Consider the following 17,417-nt stretch of genomic DNA (forward strand, 5'->3'; position numbering starts at 1 on the left):
GGTTTTGTATTTGGCCTTGAGTTAAGCGTACTGCGCGGCGGCGTAGCCCGAGGCCCAGGCCCACTGGAAGTTGAAACCGCCCAAGTGGCCAGTGACGTCGAGCACTTCACCGATGAAATACAGGCCGGGGCTTTTCAGCGATTCCATGGTCTTGGAGGAGACTTCGCGAGTGTCGACACCGCCGAGGGTCACTTCGGCCGTGCGATAACCCTCAGTCCCCGCGGGCACGACTTTCCAGCTGCCGAGCTTCTCGGCAATTTCCGCCAGTTCCGCGTGGGTGTATTGCTTCATCGGTTTGGACACGAACCAGTTGTCCGCCAGCAGATTGGCCATCTTCTTGGTGAAGATTTCACCGAGCAGGGTTTTCAATTCACTGTTCGGACGCTCGGCCACTTGCTGCTGCAGCCAGTTCGCCGCATCGTGATCCGGCAGCAGGTTGATCTCCACCGTGTCGCCGGATTCCCAGAACGAGGAAATCTGCAAAATCGCCGGGCCACTGAGGCCTCGGTGAGTGAAGAGGATGTTCTCGCGAAAGCTCTGATCGTTGCAGCTGACCAGACAATCCACCGACGTCCCGGACAGCTCGGTGCACAGTTCCTTGAGCTGATCGGTGATGGTGAACGGCACCAGACCGGCGCGAGTCGGCAGCAGTTCATGGCCAAACTGTTTGGCGACCTGATAACCGAAACCGGTAGCGCCCAGCGTCGGGATCGACAAGCCGCCGGTGGCGATCACCAGCGACTGGCATTGAACCTGACCGAGGGTGGTGTCGAGCAAGTAACCGCTTTCGACCTTCTCGATGGTCTGGATCGAGGTGTCCAGATGCAACTCGACGCCGACCTGATCGCACTCGGTCAGGAGCATTTCGAGGATGTCGCTGGATTTGTTATCGCAGAACAACTGGCCGAGTTTCTTCTCGTGGTACGGCACGGCGTGTTTGCCGACCATGCCGATGAAATCCCACTGGGTATAGCGCGCCAGCGCGGATTTGCAGAAGTGTGGGTTCTGCGAGAGGAAATTGCTCGGCTCGGTGTACATGTTGGTGAAATTGCAGCGGCCACCGCCCGACATCAGGATTTTCTTGCCGGCCTTGTTCGCGTGGTCGAGCAGCAACACCTGACGCCCACGCCCGGCGGCGGTCAGTGCACACATCAACCCAGCGGCGCCTGCGCCAATGATCACGACTTCGGTAGAGCGCAAAACGGTGTCCTCACATAATGATCGTTCCCACGCTCTGCGTGGGAACGCCGCCATGGACGCTCTGCGTCCGTTGTTATGTGACGCGGAGCGTCACGGGATGCATTCCCACGCAGAGCGTGGGAACGATCAGGTCAGAGGATGCGTACGCGCAGCGAACGGCCTTTGATCTTGCCGTCGTTCAGACGCTGCAAGGCCTGCATGGCCACGGTGCGGTCAACGGCTACATAAGCCTGGAAGTCAAAAATCGCGATCTTGCCAACCTGTGCACCCGGAATGCCGGCATCGCCAGTCAGTGCACCCAGAATGTCGCCCGGACGAACCTTGTCTTTACGGCCAGCACCGATGCACAGGGTGGTCATCGGCGGTTGCAGCGGGGCGAGGCCCTGGGACTTGAGGTTATCGACCTGATCCCAGTTCAGCGGCGATTTCTGCAGTTGTTCGATGGCTTGCGCGCGGTGCGCTTCGCCCGGTGCAACCAGGCTGATCGCGATGCCTTTCTCGCCAGCGCGACCGGTACGGCCAACGCGGTGAATGTGGATTTCCGAATCGCGGGCGAGTTCGACGTTGATCACCATGTCCAGTGCATCGATGTCCAGACCACGGGCGGCGACGTCGGTGGCAACCAGTACCGACGTACTGCGGTTGGCGAACATCGCCAGCACCTGATCGCGGTCACGCTGTTCCAGATCGCCATGCAGGCCGACGGCGGAAATGCCTTTGGCGGTCAGGTGATCGACGGTTTCCTGCACTTGCTGCTTGGTGAAGCAGAACGCCACGCAGGACGCCGGACGGAAGTGGTGCAGGACTTTGGTCACCACGCTCATACGATCTTCCGGGGAAATCTCGTAGAAACGTTGCTCGATCTGCGTGTCATCGTGGAACGCTTCGGCTTTCACCGTTTGCGGATCACGCATGAACTTCGACGCCAGTTGCTTGATGCCCACCGGGTAAGTGGCAGAGAACAGCAGGGTCTGACGGCGCTCCGGGGTTTTGACGATGATGTCTTCGATGGCGTCGTAGAAGCCCATGTCGAGCATGCGGTCGGCTTCGTCGAGGATCAAAGTGTTCAGGCCGTCGAGGACCAGCGAACCCTTGCGCAGGTGCTGCTGAATACGCCCCGGGGTGCCGACGATGATGTGCGCGCCGTGCTCCAGCGAAGCGATTTGCGGGCCGAACGACACGCCGCCGCACAGGGTCAGGACTTTGATGTTGTCTTCGGCACGGGCCAGACGACGGACTTCCTTGGCAACCTGGTCGGCCAGCTCGCGCGTCGGGCAGATCACCAGTGCCTGGCAACCGAAGTAGCGCGGGTTGATCGGGTTGAGCAGGCCGATGCCGAACGCGGCGGTCTTGCCGCTGCCGGTCTTGGCCTGAGCGATCAGGTCCATCCCCTTGAGGATCACCGGCAAGCTCTGCGCCTGGATCGGCGTCATCTGGGCATAACCGAGGGATTCGAGGTTAGCCAGCATGGCGGCGGACAGCGGCAGAGTATTAAAAGCGGTGGCGATGGTGGTCACGGGACTGGCCTGCAAAACAAAATGTCGCGCAGTGTAGCAGCCCCGTGCCACTTTCTTCGAAAGTTCTGGACGAACAGTGGTTAATGTTCGATGTGTTCTTCCGGGCGTTTGGCGCGGCGGCCGTCTTCCTTCGACAGTTGCGAGAAGATCGTCGCAGCGAGCATGGCCATGATGCCGACGGTGACGAAGGTCAGCTGGAACGCGCCGAGCACGGTCTCCACGCCATCGTTACCGATCTCTGCGGTAAACCCGCCGAGCAACGCGCCGGCGCAGGCAACGCCCAGACTCAATGACAACTGCGCCACCACCGAGAGCAAGCTGTTGCCGCTGCTGGCGCTCGCATCGTCGAGATCGATCAGCGTCACCGTGTTCATCGCGGTGAATTGCAGCGAGTTGATCGCGCCGAGAATCGCCAGCAGACACAGCAACAACCAGTATGGCGTCTGCTCGCTGACCAGGCCCATGCTTGCCAGCATGATCCCCAGTGCCAGGGTGTTGCCGGTGAGCACGATGCGATAACCGAGCCGCTCAATCAGCGGCCGTGCCATCCACTTGGCAAACATCGCCGCCGCCGCCAGTGGCAGCATGCTCATCCCCGCTTGCGACGGTGAATAGCCCAGCGCCACTTGCAGTAGCAACGGCACCAGAAATGGCAATGCGCCGCTGCCCAGGCGGGCGAACAGGTTGCCGAGAATGCCGACGGCAAACGTGCGGGTCTTGAACAGCGATGGCGCGAACAGCGGGTTTTCGATGTGCCCGGCGCGCAACCAGTACGCCGCCAGACACGCCAGACCGGCGAACAGCAGCAACATCACCCGCAGATGCGGCAAGTGCAGTTCGCCAAGGCCTTCCATGGCGATGGTGATCAGGATCATCGCCGCGCCGAACAGCAGGAAACCCAGGCTATCGAAACGCGTGCGCTCGGTGCCGCGCAGGTCGGGAATGAATTTCCACACGGCGTAGCAACCGATCACGCCGACCGGCAGGTTGATCAGGAAGATCCAGTGCCACGTCAGGTACTCGACCATCCAGCCGCCCATGGTCGGGCCGATCAGCGGACCGAGCAGGCCGGGGATGGTGATGAAGCCCATGATCCGCACCAGTTCGGATCGCGGATAGGCGCGCAGTACGACGAGTCGCCCGACCGGTAGCATCAGCGCACCGCCCAGGCCCTGAATCACCCGGGCGCCGACCAGCATGCTCAGACTGCTCGACAAGGCGCAGAGCAGCGAGCCGAAGCTGAACAACAAGATCGCGCCGAAGAAGATTTTCTTGGTGCCGAAACGGTCGGCGATCCAGCCTGAGGCCGGTATCAGCAAGGCCACGGTGAGCATGTAGGCGATGATCACGCCTTGCATGCGCAACGGGTCTTCGGCCAGATCCCGAGCCATGGCCGGCAGGGCGGTGTTGAGGATGGTCCCGTCGAGGGACTGCATGAAGAACGCAATGGCGACGACCCACGGCAACCAGCGTGCGGTGATGGCGTCGAGAGGCGGGCGGTTGGGCATGGAACCTCTTGTCGTTGAAGTTAATGCATATCCATTGTCGAGCGCGGTCAGTGTGGGAGCGAGCTTGCTCGCGAAGAGGCCATTTCATTCAACATCGATGTCGATTGATCTACCGCTTTCGCGAGCAGGCTCGCTCCCACAGGTTTTGCGTTTACAGGGTCAAGGTCAAACGGCTCACCAACGCCCCCGGCAGCAACGCCGACGAGGTATTGCGCTGGCTGTACGTACTCGCAGACAGCAACAACTCACGCTCGGCGGTCAACGCTTCCAGCTGTGAACCGAGCAGGCTGTAGGCGCTGTCGTCGAAGCGCATGGTGCTGACCGGCGCCTGGATCTCGCCGTTCTCGACCCAGAAAGTCGCGAAACGGGTCATGCCGGTCATGCGCGCCGCCGGTTGATCCGAGAAGTTCAGGTACCACAGGTTGCTGATGTACAGCCCGGTACCCAATTGCTTGAGGATCTCTGCTTGCGCCAGATCGCCCGCCGCCATGTTCAACGCACTCGGCATTTCCCCGCCGCCGGCGCCGTTGGCGGTCAGGCCATATTCCGCTGCACTGCGCGAGCCGACCAGTTGATCACCAGCCTTGCCTTCGACGATCAGGCGCAAATCACTGCGCGGATAACCCTCGCCGGAAAACGCCGGGCTCAGCGATTCGCTGACTTTCTCATCCAGCGACAGCAGTGGACTGAACGCCTGATCGCCGACATACAGCTTTTGCAACGGGCTGCTCTTACTGGCGATCGACTGCGCCGAGAAACCGCCCCAGCTCAGCATGCCCATGATTTCTTCCAGCGCCGCCGGTGCCAGATACGCGCGGTACTGCCCCGGCGCCAAGGTGCGCAGCGGTCGGCCGAGAAATTCCAGTTGCTCGCGGGCCTGGCCGAAGCGCTTGGCGAAGCCTTCGCTGCTCCAGTCATGCCCGGCGTAGCTGGCTTTCACTGCTTCACCGTTCTGGTGGAACAGGCTGAAATCGAAGTTGAAGCTGTTGGCCTGATGCCAGCCAAATGCGCCTGAAGAACTGGCGAAACCACGGCTGATCGGGCCGGCGGCATAGAAACCCACCAGATCCAGACCTTCAGCGGCAGCGCAGATTTCATCGACAACCTGTTCGGTGTCCGGCAGCGGATGCTCCTGCACATTTTTGCTCTGCCAGCCGTTGTGGTTGAGCAACAGGTACGGATCCTGCGGCAGCAGCGGCAGGGTTTCGCGCAGTTGTTGCAGGCCTTCGGCGAGGCGTTGCAGATCGCCTTCCTGATCACCGGACAGGGTGACTTGCAGGTCGGCGTGGCGACCGTCGTTGATCAGTTTCAGGACGATATTGGCCTGCTGCACTTGCCCGGCCTGACGCACCTTGGCGTGATTGAAACGCACGAACGCCGAGGATTCGGCGGCATAGCTGAGGGTGAACTGTTCCGGCTCGCGCACGCTGTCGCGCAGCCAATTGACCATGACCTTGAAGGCGTCGGACTGACTCTTCGAAATGCTCATCAGGCGTCTCCCCCAAACACATCAACGTTGCTGAATACGCAGGCCGGCGAAGCGTGGCCGACGCGGATCACCTGGTTCGGTTCGCCCTTGCCGCAGTTCGGCGTGCCCAGCACCTTGACGGTGTTGGCGTCGCCGACGGCGCGCAGGCTTTTCCAGAAGTGCGCGGAAATCGCCCGGTAGTTCGGGTTTTTCACCACACCTTTCAGTTCACCGTTTTCGATCAACTGGCCCCATTCACAGCCGAACTGGAATTTGTTGCGCGCATCGTCGATCGACCATGAGCGGTTGGTGCTCATCAGGATGCCGTGCTCGATGCCTTCGATCAGTTTGTTCAGAGGCTGATCGCCCGGTTCGATATTGAGGTTGGCCATGCGGTCTATCGGCGGGCGGTTCCAGCCGCAGGCGCGGCTGTTGGCAACGCCATCGAGACCGGCGCGGAACTGCGACAGCGCACCGCCCAGCGGGCGCAACAACAGGCCATCGCGGATCAGGAATTGTTTGCTGGCCTTGCTGCCATCGTCATCGTGGCCATAGCTGGCGAGTTCTTCGGGAATGCCCGGGTCGAACGTCACGTTGAGCAGTTTCGAGCCGTATTGCAGGCTGCCGAAGTCGCTGGCTTTGACGAAACTGGTGCCTGCGTAATTGCGTTCATCACCGAGGATGCGGTCGAGTTCCAGCGGGTGGCCGATGGATTCGTGGATTTGCAGCATCATTTGATCAGGCATCAACAGCAGGTCGCGCGGGCCTTGCGGGGTGTTCGGCGCAAGCAGCAGTTGCAGGGCCTGATCGGCGACTTGCGGGCCGGCGCCGATCAAACCGCAGCGGCTGATCACATCAGCGCCGCCCTGTTGGCCGAAATTCTCGCGGCCGAGGCTACGGGTCTGGCTGTCGTTGCCATCGTAAGCGGTGACGTCGAGGCCCGGATAGACGAAGCGCTGCGCTTGGCGCAATTCAGCCCCGGCGCTGCTCAGGTAGATCTGTTCGACGTGGGTAATGCCAATGCTCACTTCCCAATTCACCAGGCGCTCATCCTTTGGCACCGAGGCGGATTCCGCGCCGAGCAGCTCAAAACATTCGCTCAGGGACGGGAAGGCTTGGTCGAGATTGGGTGAAAAGTAATCAGCACGATCGCTGGACACCGGCTGATCGCGCAGGTCGAGCAAGGCGTGCGGTTTGAGGCGGCGGGCTTGCTGCTCGGCGCGTTCGAGGGCGGCTTGCAGACCTTGTTGCGAGAGGTCGTTGGTCGCCGCGTAGGCCTCAACGCCATTGACGCGCACGGTGAGCATCGCGCCTTCGTCGCGTCTCAGGCTCGGCGGCTCGGCGACATTCTTGCGCACCGACAGATATTGCCCGGACTCGCGTACATACCGCAGGGAAAAAAACTCAGCGCCCGTGCGCAAGGCAGCGAAGCGCTGCTTGAGCTGGGGGTGGAAATCGAACATTCGGGAACCTCCTTGTCAGGGGGAAGCGGTAGAGCAGCGGCGGGGAGGGGGTGAAACGGTTGCGCGAGGTCTAGAGTAGGCCTGCGTGGGGGGTAGGATCAAGTGAAGAGGGGGTGTAGGGGGATTTACTGTGTAGCGGGGGAATTTTTGCTGAATGTGAGGGCCCCTTCGCGAGCAAGCTCGCTCCCACATTGGATTCCGGGTGTTCACAAATTTTGTGTTCACTGGAGATCTATTGTGGGAGCGAGCCTGCTCGCGAAGGCCGCGCCTCGGTATTACGTCTTACTGAGCAGCCGGGGTGATATCACGCATCGGCTTGCCCTTCACCGGCGCATCGCCCGCGACGTAGTACGGCGCGGTGCTACGCGGCAGCGGCTGGCGGCCACGGATCTTGTCGGCGATTTTCTCGGCGATCATGATCGTTGGCGCGTTGAGGTTGCCGGTGGTGATGATCGGCATGATCGAGGCATCGACCACACGCAGGCTCTGCATGCCGTGCACGCGACCTTCGCCATCCACTACAGCCATCTCGTCGGAGCCCATCTTGCACGAGCAGGACGGGTGGAACGCGGTTTCGGCGTGCTCGCGGATGAACTTGTCCAGTTGCTCATCGGTTTGCACTTCGATGCCCGGGCTGATTTCGCGGCCACGGAAAGCGTCCAGCGCCGGCTGTTGCATGATTTCACGGGTCAGGCGGATGCCGTCGCGGAATTCCTGCCAGTCTTGCTCGGTGGCCATGTAGTTGAACAGGATGCTCGGGTGCTGGCGCGGGTCTTTCGACTTGGCCTGGATGCGACCACGGCTTGGCGAACGCATGGAACCCATGTGTGCCTGAAAGCCGTGCTCTTTCACACCGTTGCTGCCGTTGTAGTTAATCGCTACCGGCAGGAAGTGGTACTGGATGTTCGGCCATTCGAATTCCGGACGCGAACGGATGAAACCGCCGGCTTCGAACTGGTTGCTGGCGCCGATGCCGGTGCCGTTGAACAGCCACTCGGCACCGATGGCTGGCTGGTTGTACCAGAGCAGCGACGGGTACAGCGAAACCGGCTGAGTGCAAGCGTATTGCAGGTACAGCTCAAGGTGATCCTGCAGGTTTTCACCGACGCCCGGCAGGTCGTGAACGACCGGGATGTCTAGGGATTTCAGCAGTTCGGCAGGGCCGACACCGGAGCGCTGCAGAATCTGCGGCGAAGCGATGGCGCCGGAGCACAGCAGCACTTCTTTGCGCGCTTTGGCTTCAACGCGTTCTTCCGCATCGCCGACCAGGTAACGCACGCCGACCGCACGTTTGCCTTCAAACAGAATCTTGTCGGTCAGGGCGTGGGTGACGATGGTCAGGGTAGAACGCTTTTTAGCGGTGTCGAGATAACCACGGGCGGTGGATGCACGACGGCCGTTCGGCGTCACGGTGCGGTCCATCGGGCCGAAGCCTTCCTGCTGGTAACCGTTGAGGTCTTCGGTGCGCGGGTAACCGGCCTGCACACCGGCTTCGACCATGGCGTGGAACAGCGGGTTGTTGCCCGCCTTCGGCGTGGTCACGCTGACCGGGCCTTCGCCACCGTGGTAGTCGTTCGGGCCGATGTCGCGGGTTTCCGCTTTGCGGAAGTACGGCAGGCAGTCGAGGTACGACCAGTTTTCCAGGCCTGGCAGTTTTGCCCAGCCGTCGTAGTCCATCGCGTTACCACGGATGTAGCACATGCCGTTGATCAGCGAGGAACCGCCGAGGCCTTTGCCGCGACCGCATTCCATGCGGCGACCGTCCATGTGTGGCTCTGGATCGGTTTCGTAGGCCCAGTTGTAGCGACGACCTTGCAGCGGGAATGCCAAGGCAGCGGGCATTTGCGTGCGGAAGTCGAAACGGTAGTCCGGACCGCCAGCTTCAAGCAGCAGAACGGTGACGCCTTCGTCTTCAGTCAGACGGGTCGCCAGGGTGTTACCGGCCGAGCCGGCACCGATGATGATGTAATCGAATTCTTGGGACATTGAATGCACCCTCTTTAGATGTGGTCAGGTCGGGCCTGACGAGTGCTTTGCACTCGAATCGCGAGCGGGCTCACTCCCATAGGAGACACTGTTCCAATGTGGGAGCGAGCCTGCTCGCGAAGACGGCCTCACGAGCAATACAAGACTCGGGTCTTAGAACACCGAGACGTAATCGCCCAGCTCGACCTGTACCGATTTGATGCGGGTGAAGTTGTTCAGCGAGCTGATGCCGTTCTCACGGCCAACACCCGACTGCTTGTAACCGCCGACCGGCATTTTTGCGTCGGACTCGCCCCAGGCGTTGATCCAGCAGATACCGGCTTCCAGTTGATGAATCACGCGGTGTGCGCGGTTCAGGTCTTTGGTGACGATACCGGCGGCCAAACCGAAGTCGGTGTCGTTGGCGCGGCGGATCACTTCTTCTTCGGTCTCGTAGGAGAGGATTGCCATCACTGGGCCAAAGATTTCTTCGCGAACGATGGTCATGTCGTCGGTGCAATCGGTGAACACGGTAGGTGCCACGAATGCGCCTTTGGCGAATTCGCCGTCGGTCAGACGGTCGCCGCCGCACAGGACGCGGGCGCCTTGTTCTTTACCCTTGGCGATGTAGCCGAGCACGCTTTCCATGTGCGCGAAGCTGACCAGCGGGCCGAAGTTGGTGTTTTCGTCTTCCGGGTTGCCGACGCGGATGCGTGCAACGCGCTCAACGATCTTGGCTTCGAAAGCGGCTTTCAGGTGCGCCGGAACGAACACGCGAGTGCCGTTGGTGCAGACCTGACCGGAGCTGTAGAAGTTGGCCATCATCGCGGTGTCGGCAGCGCGATCGAGATCGGCGTCGTCGCAGATGATCAGCGGAGACTTGCCGCCCAGTTCCATGGTCACGTCTTTCAGCGACGAAGCCGAAGCGCTGGCCATCACCTTCTTGCCGGTGTCGGTGCCGCCGGTGAAGGAGATTTTTTCGATGCGCGGGTGCTCGGTCAGCCAGGTGCCGACTTCACGGCCGCTGCCGGTCAGGACGTTGAACACACCGTTTGGAACGCCGGCTTCGGTGTAGATCTCGGCCAGTTTCAGGGTGGTCAGCGAGGTCACTTCGCTTGGCTTGAAGATCATCGCGTTACCGGCAGCCAAGGCTGGCGCGGATTTCCACAGCGCGATCTGGATCGGGTAGTTCCACGCGCCGATACCGGCGACAACGCCCAGCGGCTCGCGACGGGTGTAGACGAAAGAAGTGTCGCGCAGCGGGATCTGCTCGCCTTCGATCGCTGGCACCAGGCCTGCGTAGTATTCCAGCACGTCAGCACCGGTAACGATGTCGACGTATTTGGTTTCGGAGAAGGATTTGCCGGTGTCCAGGGTTTCCAGCGCGGCCAGTTCATCGTTGCGCTCGCGCAGGATGTCGACGGCGCGACGCAGAATGCGCGAACGCTCCATGGCGGTCATCGCAGCCCAGATTTTCTGGCCCTTTTCAGCGCTGACCACGGCGCGCTCGACGTCTTCCTTGGTCGCACGTTGCACCTGTGCGAGGACTTCACCGTTAGCCGGGTTGATGGCTTCGAAGGTGGCATCGCTGCCGGCGTCGGAGTACGCGCCATCGATGTAAAGTTTTTGCAGTTCGAAACGGGCCATAGTGTCCTCGCAAGTGCATTGGTGGTTGGCGTTGACCACCGCGGTGAGGCTGCGGTGGCGGTTCAGGGGCCGAGCGTTTTCTGTGTGCTCTAGCTCACCTTCTTGGCCAATTGGAAATCCATGTATTCGTAAGCGATCTGTTGCGCCTGCGCCGTGTCGAAAGCGTCTCCCGACAGCGCGCCGCGCAACCACAAGCCGTCAATCAACGCTGCCAGCCCCCGCGCTGCGCTGCGCGCATCTTCGAGCGGCAGCACACGGCGGAACTGACAGCACAGGTTGGAATACAGACGGTGATCGTTGATCCGCTGCAACCTGTGCAAAGACGGCTGGTGCATGCTGGTGGCCCAGAAGGCCAGCCAGGTTTTCATTGCCGGGCCATTGACCTGGCTGGCGTCGAAGTTGCCTTCGATGATCACCTGCAGATGTGCCCGTGGGCTGTCATCTGCCAGCGCCTGACGGCGCGCGGTGACGCTCTCGCTGAGGGCGGTCATCAGATACCGCATCGTGGCGGCAATCAGGCCGTTCTTGTCCTGAAAGTAATGACTGATGATGCCATTCGAGACACCGGCCAAACGGGCGATCAGCGCAATGCTGGCGTCCCCCATTCCGACCTGATCGACCGCCTGCAATGTGGCTTCGATCAGTTGTTGGCGGCGGATGGGTTGCATACCGACCTTGGGCATCTTGCACATCTCCTTAGGCCTTCCGAGCGGCGAATCACGCCGATCGGATTGAGGGCCAGTCTATTTTGTTTTGATTGAACGTTCAATCAACAAAGAATAAGATCTGCGACAAATCGTCGCTGCCTACAGCTTTTTCCTACGTGTAAGTGGCGATAAAACCGACATCCGAAAAAGCTCGAAACCTGCGTGGGGCATGGCGCGGTTCGCGATTCGATGGACGTGTTGAAAGGGCAAGACGCTCAGGGCCAGGTTTCGGATGACCGTCCGTCCACCTTCGGCCACGAAAGCGATTCGCAGCGCCATTTCGGCAGGTTCGGGCTTTTTTCGGGGTGTCTTTATATCACCCGCCGGTCGGCTGCCAACTAACCGATTGGTCGGGTTCCGTGTTGCCTTGTGTTCTTCTCTCGCACTGCCTGGAGCATTTGTGCCATGAGTTCTGCCTCGCTTATAAAGACCCCGCCCGAGAAGGTGACGGTCAACGGTTGGGTGTTTTACACCTCTACCGCGCTGATTCTGTTGTTGACCGCCATTCTGATTATCGCCCCGCAAGAGGCCGGCAGACTGTTGGGTATCGCTCAGGCCTGGTTGTCGCGCAGCTTCGGCTGGTACTACATGGTGGTCATCGCCGCCTACCTGGTGTTTGTGGTGGGCCTGGCGTTTTCTTCGTACGGCAAACTCAAACTGGGCAGCAAGGACGACACCCCGGATTTCAGTTACGGCGCCTGGGCGGGGATGCTGTTCTCGTCGGGTATCGGTATTTCGCTGTTGTACTTCGGCGCATCCGAGCCACTGGATCACTATTTCAATCCGCCGGAAGGCGCTTCGGCCAGCAACTTGGCCGCGCGTCAGGCAGTACAGCTGACGTTCCTGCATTGGGGTCTGCACGGCTGGGCGATCTACGCACTGGTCGGTCTGGCCGTGGCGTACTTTGCTTACCGGCATAACCAGCCGCTGGCCCTGCGTTCGGCGCTGTATCCGCTGGTCGGCGAGCGTTGGGTCAAGGGCGCGGCCGGTCACGCGGTGGACGGCTTCGGCATGTTCGTGACCCTGCTGGGTCTGGTGACCAACCTGGGGATTGGTTCGCTGCAAGTGTCCTCGGGCCTGGAAAACCTGTTCGGCATGGAACACAGCAACACCAACCTGCTGATCGTGATCATCGTGATGAGCACCGTGGCGACCATCGCTGCCGTGTCCGGCGTGGAAAACGGCATCCGTCGTCTGTCCAACCTGAACATCGTGCTGTTCAGTGGTCTGCTGATTTTCGTATTGCTGTTCGGCCCGACCCTGCACCTGCTCAACGGCTTCGTGCAGAACATCGGTGACTACCTCAATGGCATCGTGCTGAAAACCTTCGACCTTTATGTGTACGAAGGCGACAACGCCAAGTCCGAGCGCTGGATGGGCCTGTGGACCCTGTTCTACTGGGCGTGGTGGATTTCCTGGGCGCCATTCGTGGGCATGTTCATCGCGCGTATTTCCCGTGGTCGTACCGTGCGTGAACTGGTGGCCGGTGTGCTGCTGATTCCGCTGGGCTTCACCCTGGCCTGGCTGTCGATCTTCGGTAACTCGGCACTGGACCTGGTGATGAACCATGGCGCGGTGGAGCTCGGCAAGACGGCGCTGGAACAGCCGTCGATGGCGATTTATCAGTTGCTTGAACACTACCCGGCGTCGAAAGTCGTTATCGGTGTGTCGATCTTTGTTGGCTTCGTGCTGTTCCTGACCCCGGCCGACTCCGGTGCGGTGATGATGGCGAATCTGTCCTGCAAGGGTGGCAACGTCGATGAAGATGCGCCGCACTGGCTGCGGATCTTCTGGTCGGTGGTGATCACCCTGGTGACCATCGGTCTGCTGTTTGCCGGTAACTTCGAAGCCATGCAAACCATGGTGGTGCTGGCCGGTCTGCCGTTCTCGGTGGTGCTGGTGTTCTTCATGTTCGGCTTGCACAAGGCCATGCGTCAGGACGTGCAGATCGAACAGGAGCAGGCGCAACTGGCGGAGCGCGGTCGTCGTGGTTTCAGCGAGCGTCTGACGCAACTGGATCTGCAACCGAGCCAATCGGTGGTGCAGCGCTTCATGGACAAGCAGGTCAGCCCGGCGCTGGAAGATGCTGCCGCGCAGATGCGTGCACAGGGTCTGGAAGTGCAGACGCTGCTGGGTAAATCCAAGCGCTGCATGGGTGTGCGTATCGAGATGGAAGAGGGCAACCCTTTCGTCTACGAAGTCAGCCTGGACGGCTATCTGGCGACCCCGACCGAATCGGCGCAATCCGATGAAGCGCGCCAGCGTTACTACCGCGCCGAGGTGTACCTGCACAACGGCAGCCAGGATTACGACCTGATGGGCTTCACGCAGGATCAGATCACACGCGATGTGCTCGATCAGTTTGAAAGCCATCGGCAGCTCCTTGGCCGGGTGTATAGCTAAGTCAAAAGCCCCCTCACCCCAACCCTCTCCCGGAGGGAGAGGGAGCTGACCGAAGTGTCTTGCGCTATACGCCGACTTGAAAGATCGAGTCGATTATGGATTGGCTGCAGCAGGTTGCGAGCTTCTCCAAATCTGAGTTCCACTCGGTCATTCAGGTCGGCGTAGTTCGAAAATACAACTCGGTCAGTCCCCTCTCCCTCTGGGAGAGGGCTAGGCGGGCGGCGTTCCGATGAGGGGCTTTTTTCCTGACCCAATAAAAAAGGGATCGCTCACCGCGATCCCTTTTTTTATCCCGCCTTAACCGAGATTCTTGCCCAGCAACGCGTGATACAACTCGCTGTCGCCCAAGATCCCCACCACATGATTGTCATCGTGCAGCACCAGCTTGTTGCCGGTCTGATAACGAATCTGCAACGCATCGCGCATACCGATATTAGAGTCCACCAGCGTCGGCTTGCGCTCCAGGCCTTCCACCGCTTGCCCCGGCGCCCAGTTCTGCAGGTTCAGCACCGAACCATTCTGCCGCGCACCTTTGATGGTGTTGCCTTCGGCGAGGTCCAGCCACGAATCGCCGCCCGGATCGAGGCACACCGAACCATTGATGCGTTTGCACTTGTCCAGGGTGCGCATCAGGCTGCGACCGCAAAGTACGTTGAGCGGATTGGTGTGCGCAACGAAGGTGCGCACATAGTCGTCCGCCGGGTTCAGCACGATCTCTTCCGGCACGCTGTACTGGATGATCCGGCCGTCTTTCATGATCGCGATGCGGCTACCCAATTTGAGCGCCTCGTCGAGGTCGTGGCTCACGAACACGATGGTCTTGCTCAGCTTGCGTTGCAGTTCCAGCAGTTCATCCTGCAGGCCCTGACGGATCAGCGGGTCGAGGGCCGAGAACGGTTCGTCCATCAATAGAATGTCGGCGTCCATCGCCAGTGCCCGGGCCAGACCAACACGCTGTTGCATGCCACCGGAGAGTTCGTCGGGCTTCTTGTTGCGCCACTGGGTCAGGCCGACCAGTTCGAGTTTCTCGTCGACGAGCTTCTTGCGTTCCTTCTCCGGGCGACCCTGCATTTCCAGACCGAAACTGATGTTCTCGCGCACCGTTAGCCAAGGCATCAGGGCGAACTTCTGAAAGACCATGGCGATGCGTTTGGTGCGCATCATTTTCAGTTCGGCCGGGGTGCAGGAAGCGATGTCGATCTGACGGTTTTCATGCTCGACGAACAGCTTGCCGCGGCTCACCGTGTTGAGGCCGTTGATGCAGCGCAGCAGGCTCGACTTGCCCGAGCCGGACAAGCCCATCAGCACGCAGATCTCGCCTTTATTGATGTCCAGCGTGGCTTTTTCCACGCCGACGATCTGTCCGGTCTTCTTCAGGATCTCGTTGCGGGTCATGCCCTGATCCAGCAGCTTGAGCGCCTCGCGCGGGTCTTTGGAGAAGATTACGTCGACGTCTTCGAAGCGAATTATGCTCATGCGTCACCCCCTGCTTTAGCGTCGGGTTGTTTGCAGATACGGTCGAGCATGATCGCCAGCAGTACGATCGCCAGGCCCGCTTCGAAGCCCAGGGCGATATCAGCAGTGTTCAGTGCGTTGACCACCGGTTTGCCGAGTCCGTCGGCGCCTACCAGTGCCGCGATCACCACCATCGACAACGACAGCATGATGCACTGGGTGATGCCGGCCGCGATGCTCGGCATGGCGTGCGGCAGTTCGATCCGTGAGAGCAATTGGCGACGCGAGCAGCCGAAGGCCTTGCCGGCGTCCATCAGTTCTTGCGGGACATCGCGGATGCCCAGGTAGGTCAGGCGGATCGGCGCAGCGATGGCGAACACCACTGTGGAGATCAGGCCTGGCACCACACCCAGCCCGAAGAGGGTCAGGGTAGGAATGAGGTAAACGAAGGTCGGTACGGTCTGCATCAGATCGAGTACCGGACGCATGACCGTGTAGAACATCGGTTTGTGCGCGGCGACGATGCCCAACGGCACGCCGATGACCACGCAGACCAGGGTTGCGAACATGACCTGGGCGAGGGTTTCCATGGTCTCCTGCCAGTACCCCAGATTGAGGATCAGCAGGAAGGAGGCAATGACGAACGCAGTCAGGCCCCATTTACGCTGAATGAAGTGAGCGAGTAGTGCGATCAGGCCAATCAAGACCAGTGGGTTGAACCAGGTCAGCGCAAACGTCACGCCGTGGATCATCGTTTCCAGTGTCACGGCGATTGCGTCGAAGGTGTTGGCGCCGTGTTGCGTCAACCATTCAACGAAGCCCGCGATGTACTGGCCTAAAGGTATTTTCTGATCAATCAGCATGGTAGTGAACGTCCGCATGCAAGGAAATAAACAGCCCGGGCGGGCGAACCCACCCGGCATAAGCGATTACTGAAGCTTGGCTTTCACGGCCTCCAGGCCAGGTTTACCGTCAATGGTGGTCACGCCAGCGAGCCAGGTATCGAGCACTTGTGGATTCTTTTTCAGCCAGGCCTTGGCGGCCGCGTCAGGCTTCATCTTGTCGTCGAGGATGTTGCCCATCAGTTCGCTTTCCATGTCGACGGTGAACTCCAGGTTCTTCAGCAACTGACCGACGTTGCTGCATTCCTCGGCGTAACCCTTGCGGGTGTTGGTCGCTACGGTCGCAGCACCGAAATCGGGGCCGAAGAAATCATCGCCACCGGTCAGGTATTGAATCTTGAAGCGCTTGTTCATCGGGTGCGGCGCCCAGCCGAGGAAGACCACGGCGGTGTCGCGTTTTTGCGCGCGATCCACCTGCGAGAGCATGCCCGCTTCCGACGATTCGACGACTTTGAAACCGGCGGTTTTCAGGCCGAAAGCGTCCTTGTCGATCATGCTCTGGATCAGACGGTTGCCGTCATTGCCAGGCTCGATGCCGTAGATCTTGCCGTCGAGTTCTTTCTTGAATTTGGCGATGTCGGCGAAGTCATGCAGACCTTTGTCATACAGGGCTTGCGGCACGGCGAGGGTGTACTTGGCGCCCTTGAGGTTGGTGCGCACGGTTTCCACGGTGCCGGCGTCGCGGTAAGCCTTGATGTCGTTTTCCATGGTCGGCATCCAGTTGCCGAGGAAAACGTCCATGTTCTTGCCGTCGGCCAGCGACTTGTAGGTCACGGGCACGGAGATCATGGTGGTCTTGGTCTTGTAGCCGAGGGCGTTGAGGACAACGGAGGTGGTAGCGGTGGTAGCGGTGATGTCGGTCCAGCCGACATCGGAGAAGTTAACGGTACTGCACTGTGCCGGTTCTGCAGCTTGCGCCAGTAACGGCAGACTCAGCATGGCGGCCAACAACAACGACGGGGAACCTTTCATGGATGGACTCCTTGGTGTTTTTTTTGGCAGTGTTCCGACTGTGGACCACCGCACTTATAGGTTGCGGTTGGATGGCGTTCTGGAGACAGCTCTACCACGGCGCCTTGCAATCGAGTCATAACGATCATGTACCAGTGAAAATCTGACGCCTACAGGGGGGGTCGTATCCAGTACAGGGATGGTCGCATCCAGTGTCAGTGACGTCGTTTA

12 protein-coding genes are annotated in these 17,417 nt (G+C 60.2%); 1 reads left to right on the forward strand and 11 read right to left on the reverse strand.

Going from position 1 to position 17,417, the window contains the following annotated elements:
- Window positions 1–21: 21 nt before the first annotated feature.
- From BMY54_RS03050 to betI, 8 genes are all read right to left on the reverse strand, one after another.
- Complete coding sequence (locus BMY54_RS03050) at window positions 22–1,200, reverse strand: BaiN/RdsA family NAD(P)/FAD-dependent oxidoreductase (protein ID WP_093429878.1); 1,179 nt, start codon at window positions 1,198–1,200, stop codon at window positions 22–24.
- Between the two features lie 131 nt (window positions 1,201–1,331).
- Entirely contained in the window at window positions 1,332–2,717 is a 1,386-nt protein-coding gene (gene dbpA / locus BMY54_RS03055; protein WP_093429879.1) for an ATP-dependent RNA helicase DbpA, read from the reverse strand.
- Between the two features lie 80 nt (window positions 2,718–2,797).
- Window positions 2,798–4,225, reverse strand: coding sequence for a multidrug transporter subunit MdtD (mdtD, locus tag BMY54_RS03060; RefSeq protein ID WP_093429880.1), 1,428 nt, complete (start codon window positions 4,223–4,225; stop codon window positions 2,798–2,800).
- A 151-nt stretch (window positions 4,226–4,376) separates the two neighbouring features.
- Entirely contained in the window at window positions 4,377–5,714 is a 1,338-nt protein-coding gene (locus BMY54_RS03065; RefSeq protein ID WP_093429881.1) for a TldD/PmbA family protein, read from the reverse strand.
- Window positions 5,714–7,156 carry a TldD/PmbA family protein gene (locus tag BMY54_RS03070; protein ID WP_093429882.1) on the reverse strand — a complete coding sequence of 481 codons (1,443 nt, stop codon included), beginning with the start codon at window positions 7,154–7,156 and terminating at the stop codon, window positions 5,714–5,716. Before BMY54_RS03070 ends, BMY54_RS03065 begins: the two co-directional genes overlap by 1 nt.
- Before the next feature lie 282 nt (window positions 7,157–7,438).
- On the reverse strand, window positions 7,439–9,142 hold the full coding sequence (gene betA, locus BMY54_RS03080; protein WP_093429884.1) for a choline dehydrogenase: 1,704 nt from the start codon (window positions 9,140–9,142) through the stop codon (window positions 7,439–7,441).
- A gap of 153 nt (window positions 9,143–9,295) precedes the next feature.
- A complete protein-coding gene (gene betB, locus BMY54_RS03085) occupies window positions 9,296–10,768 on the reverse strand; it encodes a betaine-aldehyde dehydrogenase (RefSeq protein WP_093429885.1) in 1,473 nt (490 codons plus the stop codon).
- A gap of 89 nt (window positions 10,769–10,857) precedes the next feature.
- Complete coding sequence (gene betI, locus BMY54_RS03090; protein WP_008085771.1) at window positions 10,858–11,451, reverse strand: transcriptional regulator BetI; 594 nt, start codon at window positions 11,449–11,451, stop codon at window positions 10,858–10,860.
- Window positions 11,452–11,880: 429 nt separating this feature from the next.
- On the opposite strand from betI, the gene betT reads away from it, so the two are divergent.
- The gene (gene betT, locus BMY54_RS03095; protein WP_093429886.1) at window positions 11,881–13,878 is read left to right on the forward strand and encodes a choline BCCT transporter BetT; all 1,998 of its coding nucleotides are present in this window, start codon (window positions 11,881–11,883) and stop codon (window positions 13,876–13,878) included.
- Between the two features lie 297 nt (window positions 13,879–14,175).
- Here betT and choV read toward each other — a convergent pair whose 3' ends face one another.
- From choV to BMY54_RS03110, 3 genes are all read right to left on the reverse strand, one after another.
- Entirely contained in the window at window positions 14,176–15,354 is a 1,179-nt protein-coding gene (gene choV / locus BMY54_RS03100; protein WP_034153601.1) for a choline ABC transporter ATP-binding protein, read from the reverse strand.
- Window positions 15,351–16,196: a choline ABC transporter permease subunit gene (gene choW, locus BMY54_RS03105; protein WP_093429887.1), complete on the reverse strand. Its 846-nt coding sequence runs from the start codon at window positions 16,194–16,196 to the stop codon at window positions 15,351–15,353. The genes choV and choW overlap by 4 nt, the downstream gene beginning before the upstream one ends.
- Before the next feature lie 66 nt (window positions 16,197–16,262).
- Window positions 16,263–17,207: a choline ABC transporter substrate-binding protein gene (locus BMY54_RS03110; RefSeq protein WP_007918300.1), complete on the reverse strand. Its 945-nt coding sequence runs from the start codon at window positions 17,205–17,207 to the stop codon at window positions 16,263–16,265.
- Window positions 17,208–17,417 lie beyond the last annotated feature (210 nt).

This window comes from Pseudomonas sp. ok266 (assembly GCF_900110195.1).
Lineage (GTDB): Bacteria > Pseudomonadota > Gammaproteobacteria > Pseudomonadales > Pseudomonadaceae > Aquipseudomonas > Aquipseudomonas neuropathica.